The sequence below is a fragment of the Corynebacterium oculi genome, assembly GCF_001412105.1.
In the GTDB taxonomy this organism is placed as follows: domain Bacteria; phylum Actinomycetota; class Actinomycetes; order Mycobacteriales; family Mycobacteriaceae; genus Corynebacterium; species Corynebacterium oculi.
The window spans coordinates 1-14,301 of the sequence record NZ_LKST01000004.1 but is presented as its reverse complement, the minus strand read 5'-3'; the positions used below and the strand labels follow the sequence as shown (position 1 = coordinate 14,301).

Below are 14,301 nucleotides of genomic sequence, written 5' to 3'. Positions count from 1 at the left end.
AGGATCGCTGTTTCATGGCTACTCATCTTTCTGAGGCCCCGAGCGCGAAGCGCGCGAGCGAGGAGGCTCAGGCCGCGCCCAAGGTCAAGCGCGCCGGGGATCGGGTTTTTGAAACCCTTTCCACCACCTCCGCCACGCTGATCACGGTGCTTATCGCGGCCATCGGCCTGTTCCTCATCTGGCGCGCGGTGCCCTCGCTCTCGCGCAATGAGGGCGGCCTGTGGGGCTTCCTCACCTACTCCGGGGAGTGGCAGACGCAGGCCACCTCCACCATGCAGTTCGGTATCCCGAACCTGCTGGCGGTCACGGTCTTGGTCTCGGTGGTGGCGCTGGTCATCGCCATGCCGGTGGCCCTGGGCATCGCCATCTTCCTGTCCAACTACGCCCCCAAGGGCGCGGTCAAGCCGCTGGGATACCTGGTGGACATGCTGGCCGCGGTGCCCTCCATCGTGTACGGCCTGTGGGGCTGGCAGGTGCTCGGCCCCTGGCTCTCCGGGTTCTACACCTGGCTGGAGAGCTGGGCGGGAGGCTTCTTCCTGTTCTCCCTGTATGAGAACTCGCCCTCCTTTGTTACCGGCCGCAACCTCTTTACCGGCGGCATCGTGCTGGCCGTGATGATCCTGCCGATCATCGCCGCCACCACCCGCGAGGTCTTTGTGCAGACCCCCAAGGGCCAGATCGAGGCGGCGCTGGCGCTCGGCGCTACCCGCTGGGAGGTGGTGCGCATGACGGTGCTGCCCTTCGGCTTCTCCGGCTACGTCTCCGGCGCGATGCTGGGCCTGGGCCGCGCCCTGGGCGAGACGATGGCCCTGTACATGGTCATCTCGCCGTCCTCGGGCTTCAGGTTCTCGCTTTTCGACGGCGGCACGACCTTCGCCACCGCGATCGCCAACGCCGCCCCGGAGTTCAATAACAACATTTCCGCCGGCGCGTACATCGCCGCAGGCCTGGTGCTCTTCCTATTGACTTTCGTGGTGAACTCTATTGCTCGCGCCCTGGTGAGCAAGAAGTAGGAGGCTTGAAGGATTATGACTAACGCGAATATCACGGAAATCAAGAGCTCCGCTTTCACGGACATCTCCGCCGCGCGCAAGAGCACCAACACGGTGGCCACCACGCTGGTCTACGCCACGATGGGCCTGGCGATGATCCCCCTGGTGTGGGTGCTCTTCGTGCTCATCTCCCGGGGTCTCGGCCCGGTGCTGAGCGCGGACTGGTGGACGTCCTCGCAGTTCAAGATCATGTACACCCAGCCCGGTGGTGGCGCGCTGCACGCGATCATCGGCACGCTGGTGCAAACCGCCATCTGTTCCCTCATCTCCATTCCCATCGGCGTGTTTACCGCCGTGTACCTGGTGGAGTACGCCAACGGCAATCGCCTGGGCCGGATCACCACGTTCATGGTGGACATTCTCACCGGCGTGCCCTCCATCGTGGCCGCGCTGTTCGTGTACTCCATGTGGATCGTGCTCTTTGGCTTCGAGCGCTCCGGTATGGCGGTCTCCCTGGCGCTGGTGCTGCTCATGGTGCCGGTGATCGTGCGCAACACGGAGGAGATGCTGCGCATCGTTCCGCAGGATCTGCGCGAGGCCTCCTATGCCCTGGGCGTGCCCAAGTGGAAGACCATCGTGCGGATCGTGCTGCCCACCTCGCTCTCGGGCATCATCACCGGCATCATGCTGGCTATCGCGCGCGTGATGGGTGAGTCCGCCCCCGTGCTGATCCTGGTGGGTTCCACGCAGGTGATTAACTGGGATCCCTTCTCCGGGCCGCAGTCCTCCCTGCCGCTGATGATGGTGGATATGTACAAGGCTGGCACCGCGGACGCGGTGGTGGACAAGCTCTGGGGCGCGGCGTTCACGCTGGTGCTCATCATCGCGGTGCTCAATATCGCGGCGCGGTTCATTTCCGCCAAGTTCTCGGTTAAACGCTAAAAAATGAGGAGTCTTGAGATGTCAAAGCTTGAGCTGAGGGACGTCAACATCTACTACGGCGATTTTCACGCCGTGCAAAGCGTCAATCTTTCCGTTCCCGCGCAGTCGGTGACGGCGTTTATCGGCCCGTCTGGCTGCGGTAAGTCCACGGTGCTGCGCACCATCAACCGCATGCACGAGGTCACCCCGAACGCCTCCGTCAAGGGCAAGATCCTCCTGGACGGCGAGGATATTTACGGGGCCAAGGTGGACCCGGTGGCGGTGCGCAACACCATCGGCATGGTGTTCCAGAAGGCCAATCCCTTCCCCACCATGTCCATCGAGGACAACGTGGTGGCCGGGCTGAAGCTGGCGGGGGAGAAGAACAAGAAGAAGCTCAAGGAGGTGGCGGAGAAGTCCCTGCGCGGCGCGAACCTCTGGGAGGAGGTCAAGGATCGCCTGGATAAGCCGGGCGGCGGCCTTTCCGGCGGCCAGCAGCAGCGCCTGTGCATCGCCCGCGCGATCGCGGTGGAGCCCGAGGTGCTGCTCATGGACGAGCCCTGCTCCGCGCTCGACCCCATCTCCACGCTGGCGGTGGAGGACCTCATTCACGAGCTGAAGGAGAAGTTCACCATCGTGATCGTCACGCACAACATGCAGCAGGCGGCGCGCGTGTCCGATCAGACGGCCTTCTTCTCCCTGGAGGCCACCGGCAAGCCGGGCCGCCTGGTGGAGGCCGGGCCCACCCGCAAGATCTTTGAGAACCCGGAGCAGAAGGAAACCGAGGATTACATCGCGGGCCGCTTCGGGTAAACAATACCGCATAAGCGAGGGCACCGCCGGCAGGGGCGATAGCAGCACTGCCGGCGGTGCCCTTAATTATCTGTGGAGGAGGGGTAATGAGGGTGCGGCGCTTTTTGAAAATCTCTCTGATTGTTTTCTTGGTGTTTTGCTTTCTCTGCGCGGCGTCGCTAGCCGTTATCGTAATAAAGCACAAGTATCACAATCGTCCCCTGGAATCATTCCGCGAGGAATTACACTCCCAGGGGCAGGCGCGGGTCTCGGATCACTTTGACGCTGAGGAGTTCGTGTTTGCCTGCCCTTATACGGAGCCCGATACCATTAAGGCGGTGTACGGCTGGGACGCGGACTTCTCCGCCTCGCAGCATGACGGCGGCCCGATCAACCTCATCACGCGCAAAGGAGAGGATACCGCCGTCTACCAACTCAACCGGGGCACCGATGTAGACCTGTGTCGGGACGCGGAGCACAAGGTGTATCCCGCCCGGGCGATCATCGGCAAGGACGGAGACACCGCCTACATTCGGGAGGACTGAGCAGCCAGGTATTCGCTGCGGGTCATGCCCGTGCTGAGGTAGATCACGCGGGCGGCCACGCTCACGCAGTGATCCGCGTAGCGCTCGTAGTAGCGCCCAATCAGCGTGGCGTCCACGGCCTGGGTCACGCTGCCGTTCCAGTTCCCCTGGGTGAGCGCGGCCATGACGCTCTGGTGCAGGGCGTCCACGGAGTCGTCGTCCTTGCTCAGCGCCACGGCGGCCTGGGCGTCGGGGGCCAGGAGCAGGTCGCGGGTTTGGGCGGCCATCGCCGCCACCAGGCGGGCTAGTTCCGCAAAGTTCTCCTGGTGATCCTCGGGGATCACCGCCTGGGGGTGCCTGCGCCTGGCGGTGCTGGCGATGTGCATGGCCAGGGCCGCCATGCGGCGGCAGTCCTCCACGATGTAGATGGAGGAGATGACCTGGCGCAGGTCGCGGGCCACGGGGCCCTCCAGGGCCAGCAGTTCCACGGCGCGGGATTCGCAGCGCGAGGCGATCTCGGTGACCTGTTCTTCTAGGGAGAGCGCCTCCTCGGCGGCCTGGAGGGAGGTGTGCAGCAGGGCGTGGGAGGCTTTGGTCATCACCGCGTCTACGAGGTCGCACATCACCACGAGGTCGTGGGAAAAGGCATCCAGGTGCTCTCTATAGGCGGTACGCATGGGCACAGTATAGGAGGAAAACCTTAACCTCCGCTGTTGTCGATGTCCGCCCCCACCGGCACGGTTTCGTCCTCCGGGTCGTCCAACCAGCCGTCGGGAAGCGCCACCTTGGAGGAGGAACCCTGGCGGCCCCGCGCGCCGTCGGAATCCTTGGCGGTCTCGGGCGAGTCGGCCCAGGGGGCCAGTTCTGCGCGCAGCTCGGTCAGGCTGCTCACCTTGGCCAGCCTGCCGCGTAGTTCCCCGCCCACGGGGAAGCCGCGCAGGTACCAGCCCATGTGCTTGCGCATGTCGCGGCAGGCGCGCTCCTCGCCGTCGTGGGCGGCCAGGAGTTCCGCGTGGCGGGTGATGATCCGGGTGACCTCGCCCAGGGTGGGCTCGGCGGGCGGGGCCACCCCGCGCAGGGCGGCGGAGAGTTCAGCGAAGAGCCAGGGGCGGCCCAGGCAGCCCCGGCCCACCTCCACGCCGTCGCAGCCGGTGTGCTCCATCATGCGGCGGGCGTCCTCGGCGGCGAAAATATCCCCGTTGCCCAGCACCGCCACCCCGGAGCCGCGCATATGTTCCACCAGGCGGGCGATCTCGTCCCAGTCGGCCTGGCCGGAGTAACGCTGGGCGGCGGTGCGGGCGTGCAGCGTCACGGCGGCCGCGCCCTCCTCGGCGGCGATCCGCCCGGCGTCGAGGTGGGTGTGGTGGGCGTCGTCAATGCCGATGCGGAACTTCACCGTGACCGGCACGTTTGTGCCCTCGGTGGCGCGCACGGCGGCGGCCACGATGTTGCCGTAGAGGCGCCGCTTGTACGGCAGCGCGGAGCCGCCCCCGCGCCGGGTGACCTTGGGCACGGGGCAGCCAAAGTTCATGTCGATGTGATCCGCGAGGTTTTCCTCCACGATCATCCTGGCGGCCTCGTAGGTGTGCTGCGGATCGGTGGTATAAAGCTGGAGGCTGCGCGGGTTTTCCTCGGGGGCAAAGGCCGTCATGTGCATGGTCTTGGGGTTGCGCTCGATCAGGGCGCGCGCCGTAATCATCTCGCACACGTAGAGGGCCGCGGAGGTACCCGTGCGCTCTTGTTCGATCTCCCGGCACAGGGTACGGAAGGCCATGTTGGTTACGCCCGCCATGGGGGCCAGCACCACCGGGGAGTCGAGGCGGAGGTCTCCGATCTGCAAAGTCACAAGGGACATTGTGGCGTGAGGGTCACCGGGGCTCAAACCGGGGCTTATCGACGCCTCCATGGGCGCCAAGGAAGCGGCGCCGGGCGGATATATCGGCTACTGTGGGCCTGGTAACTCTTTGCCGTCGCGGGGCGGGGATCACGTTCCTGGGGCGGCGATAATCAGCACGTCAAGGAGGATAAGGTGTCCGAGAGGATTGCGAACGCCCAGCTGCGCGGCAAGGTCATGAGCGCGCAGGAGGCAGCGGAGTTCATCAATTACGGAGACAAGGTGGGAATGTCCGGCTTCACGGGGGCGGGGTATCCCAAGGTACTGCCCACCGCGATCGCCGAGCGGGCCAAGGAGGCCCACGCTCGCGGCGAGGACTATGCCATCGACGTGTTCACGGGCGCCTCCACCGCCTCCGACGCCGACGGCGTGCTGGCCGAGGCCGACGCCGTGAACTTCCGCACCCCCTACCAGTCCGACCCCGTGATGCGCGGCAAGATCAACTCCGCGCAGATGAAGTACGCGGACATTCACCTCTCGCACCTGGGCATGTTTGTGGAGCAGGGCTTCTTTGGCACCATGAACGCCGCCATCGTGGAGGCCGTGCGGATCACCGAAGACGGGGCCATCGTGCCCTCCTCCGCCGTGGGCAATAACGTGGAGTTCCTGGACGCGGCAGAGAAGATCATCATCGAGGTGAACTCCTGGCAATCCCGTGACCTGGAGGGCATGCACGATATCTACCGCATTCCCGCCCTGCCCAACCGCACCCCCATCCCCATTTCCTCCGCGGGGGATCGCATCGGCACCACCACCATTGACATTGACCCGAACAAGGTAGTGGCCGTGGTGGAGACTAACGCCCCCGACCGCAACGCCCCCTTCAAGCCCGCCGATGACATCTCCAAGCAGATCGCCGGTAACTTCCTGGACTTCCTGGAGGGAGAGGTGGCCGCCGGCCGCCTGGCCTATGACCAGTACGTGATGCAATCCGGCGTGGGCAACGTGCCCAACGCCGTGATGACGGGCCTGCTGGACTCCAAGTTCGAGAACATCCAGGCCTACACCGAGGTGATCCAGGACGGCATGGTGGACCTCATCGACGCCGGCAAGATGACCGTGGCCTCCGCCACCTCCTTCTCCCTCTCGCCCCAGTACGCGGAGAAGATGAACAATGAGGCCGCCCGCTACCGCGAGTCCATCATTTTGCGCCCCCAGCAGATCTCCAACCACCCCGAGGTGATCCGCCGCGTGGGCCTGATTGCTACCAACGGCATGATCGAGGCGGACATGTACGGCAACATCAACTCCACCAACGTTTCCGGCTCCCGGGTGATGAACGGCATCGGTGGTTCCGGGGACTTCACCCGTAACGCCTTCATCTCCTCCTTCATCTCCCCCTCGGTGGCCAAGGACGGCGCCATCTCCGCCATCGTGCCCTTTGCCTCCCACATCGACCACACCGAGCACGACGTCATGGTGGTCATTACCGAGTACGGCTACGCCGACCTGCGCGGCCTCGCCCCGCGCGACCGCGCCAAGAAGCTCATCTCCATCGCGCACCCGGATTACCGCCCGCAGCTGGAGGAATACTACGAGCGTGCCCTCCAGGGCAAGCACCTGCACACCCCGCACGACCTCGGCACCGCCTTCTCCTTCCACCTCAACCTGGAAAAGAACGGCACCATGCGGCTGAGCTAGGGGCAGTCTTTCGTGGGCGCGCCGGGAGCGGCGCCGCCCACGGCGACCCTCATTCGGGAAAGCGCGCGGCGTGGGTTACACTAGACCGCGTGCCCGATGAGGCACTGGGCCTTTAGCTCAGTTGGTAGAGCTACGGACTTTTAATCCGCAGGTCCCGGGTTCGAGCCCCGGAGGGCCCACAAACAAGCAGGTAGCAGGCATAAAGCCTGGGCCTGCTTTTCTTATTCCCGGTAGGAGAGAACCTTGACCTCCACCTCGCCGTAGCGGGCAAAGTTCTGTTTCTCCTTGCCCACGCTGATGGGTTGATCCGGGTTTAGTTCGAGGTACGACTCCTGGACGTCGTTGTTCCCCGGGCAGGCGTTGATCCGCGTGGGGGAGAAATACTCCAATACGGGTTCTTTCTCCTCGTCCTCGAAGATCACCCCGATGGCGGTTTCCGTTTCCCAGGCCATGTAGTTGTTGTCGATGCTGTAAATATCCCGGCTGTTGAACCCGAGGTTCTCCACGGCATTGCGGTTGGCGTATTGGCAGATGACGTGGGCCCTCTTCACCGGGGAGTCCATGATCTCGTTGAGGGTAGAGGACTCTCTTTCCTCCACGGCCCGGGATATGGTGTCCGGTTTTGGGGGAAGGAAAGCCAAGGCGATCAAAAAGACGGTGCCGATTACTTTGATTGAGAGGGGAGAGATCATTGACGCATATTTTAGCAGTGCTATTCCCGGCGAGTATCTCTTTTTCAGATTCGGCCTTTGATGATGTAGGGCACATCGGGCTCTCCGCGCTGGGGGTGGGGCCTAATATTGGTGGCGGAACAGAAGGAAAGGAAACCGCCAGTGTCCGGGGTGCCGCAGCGCATGGATCAGCATGAGATGGGGGTGCGCGCGGACGCGGTGCTGCGCCTGGGCATGATGCTCATGGGCGCGGGGGCCAGCGGGTACCGCGTGATCCGGGGCATGAAGCGCGCGGCGCGGGCACTGGGCTTTGTAGGCCTGGACGCGGTGGTGACGATCACCACGATCACCTGTACGTTTCACGAGGAATCGGAGTTTCGCACGGTGGTGGCCCACCAGCCGCACGTGGAGGTGGACGCCTCCCGGATCGAGGCCTTGGAGAGCCTGGCGCACCGGGTGCGCCCGCCGATGAGCGCGCAGGAATTGACTGCGGAACTAGACGCGATCGAGGCCGCGGTGCGCAAGCGGTGGGGGCCGTGGCTTTTGGCGGTGGCGGCGGCCTGCGCGTGCGCGGGCTGCGCGGCGCTCAACGGCTTTGGGCCGGTGGAGGTGGCCGTGGTGGCGGTCGCGGCGGCGGTGGGCCAGGCGGTGCGGGGGTGGCTGGGGCGCCGGGGCGTGCAGATGATCGCGGGGGTGGCCGCCGGGGGCGCGGCGGCCTGTGCATCGTATGCGGCGCTGGTACCGGTGGCGGGGGCGGCGGAGGCGGGCTTTGTGGCCTCCGTGTTGTTCCTGGTGCCGGGTTTCCCGCTCTTTTCCGCGCTGATTGATCTGGCTCGCTGCGATATTGCGGCCGGGGTGGCGCGGTTGACCTACGCGATGACGGTCATGGCCTCGGCGGCCTTCGCCGTCACGGCCACGAGCTGGGCGATGAGGCTCAGCCCTCAGGAGTGGGCGGGGCGTCACCCCGGTTACGGGGTGGTCATTCCGGCGAGCGCGGTGGGGATCGCGGGCTTTGCCCTGCTCTTTAATTCCTCGCGCAGGATGGCGCTGGCGGCGGCGTCGATAGGCACGGTGGGCAACGCGGTGCGCTGGGCGCTTATCGACGCCTCCCTCACCCCCTTCATCGCCACCTGCCTGGGCGCGCTGGTGGTGGGGTTGCTGGGGTTTGTGGTGGTGCGCCTGGCCCGGATTCCCCGGGTGACCACCACGGTTCCGGCGGTGGTGGTGATGATCCCGGGGCCCGCGATGTATCGCGCGCTGCATGGCATGGGGGTGGGTGATGTGGATGCGGTGGTATCTCATTCCGCCACGGCGGCGATGACGGTGCTGTCCATTGGGGCGGGGTTGGTGCTGGCGCGGTTGTGCACCGATCGGGATTGGGCGCTGGGGCGGCCCATCGATTTTTCGCGGTACCGTTAGGCCTTGACCATGCGCTGAATGGCCTTCATGGCCTCGTCGATTTTCTCGCTGCCGCCCTGTCCTTCCTCGATGGCGGAGGCCACGCAGTGATGGAGATGATCGGACATGAGGGCCACGGAGAGGTTGTGGAGGGCGGCGGTGGCGGCGCTGATCTGGGTTACCACGTCGATGCAGTAGGTATCCTCTTCGATCATGCGGTGCAGCCCCCGCACCTGCCCCTCGATGCGCTTGAGGCGGGTGAGGTAGGTGCTCTTGTCCTCGCTGTAGCCGTGCTGGGTGCTCATGGGTGGCTATTCTAACTGCGAATTTGGTGGTGCCGTGCGCCTCGCGTATATTTCAGGAAGCCGTGCAAACGGCACGCCCCCATCGTCTAGCGGCCTAGGACACCGCCCTTTCACGGCGGCGGCACGGGTTCGAATCCCGTTGGGGGTACGAGGTTTCACCTCGTATTGTTTTGCGCATGGCCCTGTGGCGCAGTTGGTTAGCGCGCCGCCCTGTCACGGCGGAGGTCGCGGGTTCAAGTCCCGTCAGGGTCGCCATAGTGGAACCCCCGGAAGGAAACTTCCGGGGGTTCTTTTGATTTCGCCCCTAAAAAGCCCTAAAAAGCGCCGTGGCCTGCTGATTTGATCGTTCTTTGATGGTCTGTGTAGAGTATCTTCTCGTGCAACGGGCACTCCCGGAGCGCAAAATATGGCCCTGTGGCGCAGTTGGTTAGCGCGCCGCCCTGTCACGGCGGAGGTCGCGGGTTCAAGTCCCGTCAGGGTCGCCAAGAGGTCACTGCTGTGGTTTCTTCGGCCAGATAGCTCAGTCGGTAGAGCACACGCCTGAAAAGTGTGGGGTCGCCAGTTCGATCCTGGCTCTGGCCACAAAATAGCGGTTCCGTTGCATAAAAACGGGCCCGCTTCTTTTGTTTTTGGACTAGACTCGGGCAGATGAGTAACTCAATCACCCATGATGCCCAGAATCACCGCTACGTTCTCTCCGTGGAGGGGGAAGAGGTGGGCTTTGCCGAGTACGCCCCGCAGGGGGAGGACGTACTGAACTTCAATCACACCGTGGTGCACGATGCTTTCCAGGGCAAGGGTCTGTCCAAGGTGCTGGTGCGCGGCGCGCTTGATGACGTCCGCCAGGAGGGAAAGAAGATCGTGGCCACCTGCTCGGCGGTGCAGCACTTTCTCAGCCGCAACCCCGAGTACGCCGAGCTGGAGGCCTAAAAGGCCTTAAATCACGTAAAAGTCCGGGTCCACGAGCTTGGTGCGCTCGTGGTCGCCCCGGGGGCGGTAGGTGGCGGGGATTCCCACGGCGATGTGGTGGGCGGGAACGTCCTTGGTCACCACGGCGTTGGCTCCCACGGCGCTGCCCTCGCCGATCGTGATCGGCCCCAGCACTTTGGCCCCGGCTCCGATGGTCACGTTGTCTCCCACCGTGGGGTGCCGCTTGGTCTGGGTGAGCACCTGCCCGCCCAGGGTGACCCCGTGGTAGAGCATCACGCCGTCACCGATCTCGGCGGTTTCCCCGATCACGATCCCCATGCCGTGATCGATGAAGAACCTCCGCCCGATGGTGGCGCCGGGGTGGATTTCCACGCCGGTGAGGAAGCGGGCGAACTGCGCGAGGATGCGCGCGGGCCCCTTTCTACCGCGCCGCCACAGGCGGTGGGCCACGCGGTGCATCCAGATGGCGTGGAGCCCGGAGTACACCACCGCGTTTTCTATGTCTCCGCGCGCGGCGGGATCGTGCTCCCGCGCGTTGGCGAGGTCCTCGCGCAGCATTGCCAGCAGCCCACTCATGCCTTGGTTTGTCCTTTCTGGAAGCGGATAGGGGTACACCCCGTTGCCCATCACAACGATACGGGCAACGGGGTGTATTCCGGGGTTTTTAACCGCGAATATCTTCGTACAGCACGGTGGACACGTAGCGCTCCCCAAAGTCCGCCACGACGGTGACGATGGTCTTGCCCTTGTTCTCCGGGCGGGAGGCCAGCTCCACCGCGGCCTTGATGTTCGCGCCGGTGGAGATGCCGCCGAGGATTCCCTCCTCCACGCCGAGCTTGCGAGCCCACGCGGTGGCGTCCTCGTTGCTCACGGTGAGCACGTCATCGAGTACCTTGCGGTCAAGCACCTCGGGGATGAAGTTCGCGCCGATGCCCTGGATCTTGTGGGGGCCGGCCTTGCCCTCGGTGAGCAGGGGAGAGGCGGTGGGCTCCACGGCGTACACCTGGGCCTCGGGGTTGCGTTCCTTGAGTACCTGCCCCACGCCGGTCACGGTGCCGCCGGTGCCAAAACCGGCCACGAAGATGTCCACCTTGCCCTCGGTATCGGCCCAGATTTCCTCGGCGGTGGTGGCGCGGTGGATCGCGGGGTTGGCGGGGTTGGCAAACTGGCGAGCGAGGATGGCGCCCTCGCGTTCGGCCACGATCTCGTTGGCCTTGTCCACGGCGCCCTGCATGCCGGCGGAGCCGGGGGTGAGCACGATCTCCGCGCCGTAGGCGCGCAGCATCACGCGGCGCTCGGCGGACATGGTCTCCGGCATGGTGAGTACCACGTTGTAGCCCTTGGCGGCCCCCACCAAGGCCAGGGCGATGCCGGTGTTGCCGGAGGTGGCTTCCACGATGGTGCCGCCGGGCTTGAGCTCGCCGGAGGCCTCGGCGGCGTCGATAATGGCCTTGCCGATGCGATCCTTGACGCTGTTGGCGGGGTTAAAGGATTCCACCTTCACCAGGATCTCGGCGTCGAGATCCTTGGTGAGGCTGTGCAGGCGCACCAGCGGGGTGCGGCCGATGGTCTCGGTGATGTTCTCATAGATCTGTGCCATGATGTGCTCCTTTACGGGCGTGGGCGGTGTATTTTCGCAGGCGGGCCTGGTGGACCGCGAGTGAGCACCACTGTACACCATTCCTATAGACAGATCTGTTCGCCAAGAGTGAACGGACATGCTTCCGGGCCACGATGATGCCCGGGTGGGTCCGCCTCCCCCAAGATTGGGGGCAATCCTTCGGCGGCTCCTCCTCCGTTCCGCGATGGGTTGGGCAGTTCCCTTTGCCCCCATTAGGGGGTTAGAATTGACAGATGATGTCCATTGCCCAACTCCTCGCGCGGTGGTGTGCTAGGCCCACGCGCGGGGCGTTCTAGGAGGAACTTGCCATGGATGCTCAGCGGATTCGGGATGACGAGGACGCCATCCGCGCTGCTTTGACCTCGCTGAAAACCGCCACCGGCATTCCGGTGACCCTTTTTGCCAGCATGACCACCGGGCGCAGGCTTCAGATCACGCACTGGGTGGGATTGCGCACCCCGGCCCTGCATAACCTCGTGATCGAGCCCGGGGTGGGGGTGGGTGGGCGCGTGGTCACCACCCGGCGCCCCGTGGGGGTAAGCGATTACACCCGCGCCAGCCTGATCTCCCACGAAAACGATAAGGCGATTCAGGACGAGGGCCTGTACTCCCTGGTGGCGGTGCCGGTGATCGTTCGCCGTGAGATTCGCGGCGTGCTCTACGTGGGCGTGCACAGCCCGGTGCGCCTGGGCGACAAGGTGATCGAGGAGGTCACCATGACGGCGCGCACCCTGGAGCAGGACTTTGCGGTCAACGAGGCCATGCGCACCGCCGCCTTTGCCAAGGCCGGTTCGCTCAAGATCGGGCGCGGGGGCAACGCCGCGGAATGGGAGCAGCTGCGCTCCACTCATTCCCGTCTGCGCATGCTGGCCAACCGGATCGCGGAGGATGACGTGCGCCGCGAGCTGGAGCTGGTATGCGATGAGATGATTAGCCCCGCCCCGGTGAAGCAGTCCACCAAGCTCTCCGCGCGGGAGCTGGACGTGCTTTCCTGCGTGGCCCTGGGCCACACCAACGTGGAGGCCGCCGAGGAGATGGGCATCGGCCCGGAAACCGTGAAGAGCTACCTGCGCTCGGTCATGCGCAAGCTCGGCGCGCACACCCGCTACGAGGCGGTCAATGCCGCCCGGAGGATCGGGGCGCTGCCCTGATCGGACGGAGGCGTCGATCAGCAGTGCGGTAGCCGGGCGCTGTGCTTCCCGCTAGGGTCAGAAGGCGTGAAAGATCGTTTTGTGGTGACAGGCGGTGCCCGCCTCGAAGGGGCCGTGAAGGTACGTGGCGCGAAGAACAGCGTGCTCAAACTCATGGCGGCGGCCTTGCTGGCGGAGGGAACCACCACGCTGCGCAACTGCCCGGAGATCCTGGACGTTCCGCTCATGCAGAAGGTGCTGGAAGGGCTGGGCTGCTACGTCACTATCGACGGCCCCGTGGTGCGCATCACCGCTCCCGCCCGGCCCGCCAGCGACGCCGACTTCGACGCCGTGCGGCAGTTCCGCGCCTCCGTCTGCGTGCTCGGGCCGCTCACCGCCCGCTGCGGGCGTGCCGTGGTGGCCCTGCCCGGGGGAGACGCGATCGGTTCCCGCCCCCTGGACATGCATCAGTCCGGCCTGGAACGCCTGGGCGCGCGCACCCGCATTCAGCACGGGGCCGTGGTGGCAGAGGCCGAGGCCCTGGTGGGCGCTCCCATCACTTTGGACTTTCCCTCCGTGGGTGCCACCGAGAACATCCTCACCGCCGCCGTGCTCGCCCAGGGGCGCACGGTGCTGGACAACGCCGCGCGGGAGCCGGAGATCATCGACCTCTGCGACATGCTGACCTCGATGGGCGCGCAGATTCAGGGGGCCGGTACCTCCACCATCACTATCGACGGCGTGGCGCGCCTGCACCCCACGGATCACGAGGTCATAGGGGATCGCATCGTGGCCGGAACCTGGGCCTATGCCGCCGCCATGACCCGGGGCGGCATCACCGTGGGCGGAATCGCCCCGCGCCACCTGCACCTGCCTCTAGAAAAGCTCAAGATGGCCGGCGCGGAGATCGAGACCTACGAGTCCGGTTTCCGCGTGCGCATGCCGCGCCGCCCCTCCGCCGTGGACTACCAGACGCTGCCCTTCCCCGGATTCCCCACGGACCTTCAACCGATGGCCATCGGCATCTCCGCCGTGGCCCAGGGAACCTCCGTTATCACGGAGAACGTTTTTGAATCCCGGTTCCGCTTTGTCGATGAGATGCTGCGCCTGGGGGCCGATGCCACCGTGGACGGTCATCACGTGGTGGTGCGCGGCATGGAGCACTTGTCCTCCACGGAGGTGTGGTCCTCCGACATTCGTGCCGGGGCGGGCCTGGTGCTGGCGGCCCTGGTCTCCGATGGGGAGACGGTGGTGCACGACGTGCATCACATTGACCGAGGCTATCCGAGCTTCGTGGAGAACCTTCGCTCCCTTGGCGCGCAGATAGAACGCGTAACCGCCTAAAAATATCCTTGTTGACCTGGTTGTTTGTGTGTTGGGTGGGGGGTGTGTAGGTTATGGGGGGTCGCCGCAACGGCCCTGGGGGATCACTAGTGTTGGTGGTTCTTCGTTTGGTTGGGTGTTGTGGTGGGTGTTGTGTGA

At 65.1% G+C, this 14,301-nt stretch carries 15 protein-coding genes and 5 tRNA genes; 14 read left to right on the top strand and 6 right to left on the bottom strand.

The window, feature by feature from the left end; all coding sequences use genetic code 11:
• Positions 1-14 precede the first annotated feature (14 nt).
• The 4 genes from pstC to Cocul_RS09790 all read left to right on the top strand — a co-directional run bounded on the left by pstC (position 15) and on the right by Cocul_RS09790 (position 3,250).
• Positions 15-1,013, top strand: a complete 999-nt coding sequence (pstC, locus tag Cocul_RS09805; protein WP_055123117.1) for a phosphate ABC transporter permease subunit PstC — start codon at positions 15-17, stop codon at positions 1,011-1,013.
• A 15-nt stretch (positions 1,014-1,028) separates the two neighbouring features.
• A complete protein-coding gene (gene pstA, locus Cocul_RS09800) occupies positions 1,029-1,934 on the top strand; it encodes a phosphate ABC transporter permease PstA (RefSeq protein WP_055123116.1) in 906 nt (301 codons plus the stop codon).
• A gap of 18 nt (positions 1,935-1,952) precedes the next feature.
• Positions 1,953-2,726 (top strand): phosphate ABC transporter ATP-binding protein PstB, encoded by a 774-nt coding sequence (gene pstB / locus Cocul_RS09795; RefSeq protein WP_055123115.1) that lies wholly within the window; start codon positions 1,953-1,955, stop codon positions 2,724-2,726.
• An 86-nt stretch (positions 2,727-2,812) separates the two neighbouring features.
• The gene (locus tag Cocul_RS09790; protein WP_055123114.1) at positions 2,813-3,250 is read left to right on the top strand and encodes a hypothetical protein; all 438 of its coding nucleotides are present in this window, start codon (positions 2,813-2,815) and stop codon (positions 3,248-3,250) included.
• Here Cocul_RS09790 and phoU read toward each other — a convergent pair.
• Positions 3,232-3,906 (bottom strand): phosphate signaling complex protein PhoU, encoded by a 675-nt coding sequence (gene phoU, locus Cocul_RS09785; RefSeq protein ID WP_055123113.1) that lies wholly within the window; start codon positions 3,904-3,906, stop codon positions 3,232-3,234. The genes Cocul_RS09790 and phoU overlap by 19 nt on opposite strands.
• Before the next feature lie 23 nt (positions 3,907-3,929).
• Positions 3,930-5,075 carry a tRNA dihydrouridine synthase DusB gene (gene dusB, locus Cocul_RS09780; RefSeq protein ID WP_055123412.1) on the bottom strand — a complete coding sequence of 382 codons (1,146 nt, stop codon included), beginning with the start codon at positions 5,073-5,075 and terminating at the stop codon, positions 3,930-3,932.
• Positions 5,076-5,258: 183 nt separating this feature from the next.
• Here dusB and scpC point away from each other — a divergent pair, with 183 nt between their 5' ends.
• Together scpC and Cocul_RS09770 are read left to right on the top strand one after the other, a co-directional pair.
• A complete protein-coding gene (gene scpC, locus Cocul_RS09775) occupies positions 5,259-6,764 on the top strand; it encodes a succinyl-CoA:acetate CoA-transferase ScpC (RefSeq protein WP_055123112.1) in 1,506 nt (501 codons plus the stop codon).
• Between the two features lie 106 nt (positions 6,765-6,870).
• Positions 6,871-6,943 (top strand) — tRNA-Lys (locus Cocul_RS09770).
• A 42-nt stretch (positions 6,944-6,985) separates the two neighbouring features.
• Here the strand turns inward: Cocul_RS09770 and Cocul_RS09765 are convergent.
• Entirely contained in the window at positions 6,986-7,456 is a 471-nt protein-coding gene (locus tag Cocul_RS09765; RefSeq protein WP_150114451.1) for a hypothetical protein, read from the bottom strand.
• Positions 7,457-7,618: 162 nt separating this feature from the next.
• Between Cocul_RS09765 and Cocul_RS09755 the strand changes: the two genes are divergently transcribed.
• Positions 7,619-8,854 (top strand): threonine/serine exporter family protein, encoded by a 1,236-nt coding sequence (locus Cocul_RS09755; protein ID WP_055123411.1) that lies wholly within the window; start codon positions 7,619-7,621, stop codon positions 8,852-8,854.
• Here the strand turns inward: Cocul_RS09755 and Cocul_RS09750 are convergent.
• On the bottom strand, positions 8,851-9,138 hold the full coding sequence (locus tag Cocul_RS09750) for a metal-sensitive transcriptional regulator (RefSeq protein ID WP_055123109.1): 288 nt from the start codon (positions 9,136-9,138) through the stop codon (positions 8,851-8,853). The two genes, Cocul_RS09755 and Cocul_RS09750, sit on opposite strands and share 4 nt — an antisense overlap.
• Before the next feature lie 75 nt (positions 9,139-9,213).
• Here Cocul_RS09750 and Cocul_RS09745 point away from each other — a divergent pair.
• The 5 genes from Cocul_RS09745 to Cocul_RS09725 all read left to right on the top strand — a co-directional run bounded on the left by Cocul_RS09745 (position 9,214) and on the right by Cocul_RS09725 (position 10,068).
• Positions 9,214-9,286: transfer RNA gene (locus Cocul_RS09745), tRNA-Glu, on the top strand.
• 30 nt (positions 9,287-9,316) lie between these two features.
• A tRNA-Asp gene (locus Cocul_RS09740) sits at positions 9,317-9,393 on the top strand.
• A 153-nt stretch (positions 9,394-9,546) separates the two neighbouring features.
• Positions 9,547-9,623 (top strand) — tRNA-Asp (locus Cocul_RS09735).
• 24 nt (positions 9,624-9,647) lie between these two features.
• Positions 9,648-9,720, top strand: a tRNA-Phe gene (locus Cocul_RS09730).
• Between the two features lie 66 nt (positions 9,721-9,786).
• Positions 9,787-10,068 (top strand): GNAT family N-acetyltransferase, encoded by a 282-nt coding sequence (locus Cocul_RS09725; RefSeq protein WP_055123108.1) that lies wholly within the window; start codon positions 9,787-9,789, stop codon positions 10,066-10,068.
• 6 nt (positions 10,069-10,074) lie between these two features.
• On the opposite strand, the gene epsC is transcribed toward Cocul_RS09725, so the two are convergent.
• Entirely contained in the window at positions 10,075-10,644 is a 570-nt protein-coding gene (gene epsC / locus Cocul_RS09720) for a serine O-acetyltransferase EpsC (RefSeq protein WP_055123107.1), read from the bottom strand.
• A gap of 88 nt (positions 10,645-10,732) precedes the next feature.
• The gene (gene cysK, locus Cocul_RS09715) at positions 10,733-11,668 is read right to left on the bottom strand and encodes a cysteine synthase A (RefSeq protein WP_055123106.1); all 936 of its coding nucleotides are present in this window, start codon (positions 11,666-11,668) and stop codon (positions 10,733-10,735) included.
• 329 nt (positions 11,669-11,997) lie between these two features.
• On the opposite strand from cysK, the gene ramA reads away from it, so the two are divergent.
• Complete coding sequence (gene ramA / locus Cocul_RS09710; RefSeq protein WP_055123105.1) at positions 11,998-12,840, top strand: acetate metabolism transcriptional regulator RamA; 843 nt, start codon at positions 11,998-12,000, stop codon at positions 12,838-12,840.
• Positions 12,841-12,906: 66 nt separating this feature from the next.
• Positions 12,907-14,163, top strand: coding sequence for a UDP-N-acetylglucosamine 1-carboxyvinyltransferase (gene murA, locus Cocul_RS09705; protein WP_055123104.1), 1,257 nt, complete (start codon positions 12,907-12,909; stop codon positions 14,161-14,163).
• Positions 14,164-14,301 lie beyond the last annotated feature (138 nt).

Excerpts from the sequence above, each read along its gene's own strand:
- ramA (WP_055123105.1), top strand. The coding sequence starts at position 11,998 with ATGGATGCTCAGCGGATTCGGGATGACGAGGACGCCATCCGCGCTGCT.
- phoU (WP_055123113.1), bottom strand. The coding sequence starts at position 3,906 with ATGCGTACCGCCTATAGAGAGCACCTGGATGCCTTTTCCCACGACCTC.
- pstB (WP_055123115.1), top strand. The coding sequence starts at position 1,953 with ATGTCAAAGCTTGAGCTGAGGGACGTCAACATCTACTACGGCGATTTT.
- Cocul_RS09725 (WP_055123108.1), top strand. The coding sequence starts at position 9,787 with ATGAGTAACTCAATCACCCATGATGCCCAGAATCACCGCTACGTTCTC.
- Cocul_RS09790 (WP_055123114.1), top strand. The coding sequence starts at position 2,813 with ATGAGGGTGCGGCGCTTTTTGAAAATCTCTCTGATTGTTTTCTTGGTG.
- pstC (WP_055123117.1), top strand. The coding sequence starts at position 15 with ATGGCTACTCATCTTTCTGAGGCCCCGAGCGCGAAGCGCGCGAGCGAG.
- epsC (WP_055123107.1), bottom strand. The coding sequence starts at position 10,644 with ATGAGTGGGCTGCTGGCAATGCTGCGCGAGGACCTCGCCAACGCGCGG.
- cysK (WP_055123106.1), bottom strand. The coding sequence starts at position 11,668 with ATGGCACAGATCTATGAGAACATCACCGAGACCATCGGCCGCACCCCG.
- Cocul_RS09765 (WP_150114451.1), bottom strand. The coding sequence starts at position 7,456 with ATGATCTCTCCCCTCTCAATCAAAGTAATCGGCACCGTCTTTTTGATC.
- Cocul_RS09750 (WP_055123109.1), bottom strand. The coding sequence starts at position 9,138 with ATGAGCACCCAGCACGGCTACAGCGAGGACAAGAGCACCTACCTCACC.
- Cocul_RS09755 (WP_055123411.1), top strand. The coding sequence starts at position 7,619 with ATGGATCAGCATGAGATGGGGGTGCGCGCGGACGCGGTGCTGCGCCTG.
- pstA (WP_055123116.1), top strand. The coding sequence starts at position 1,029 with ATGACTAACGCGAATATCACGGAAATCAAGAGCTCCGCTTTCACGGAC.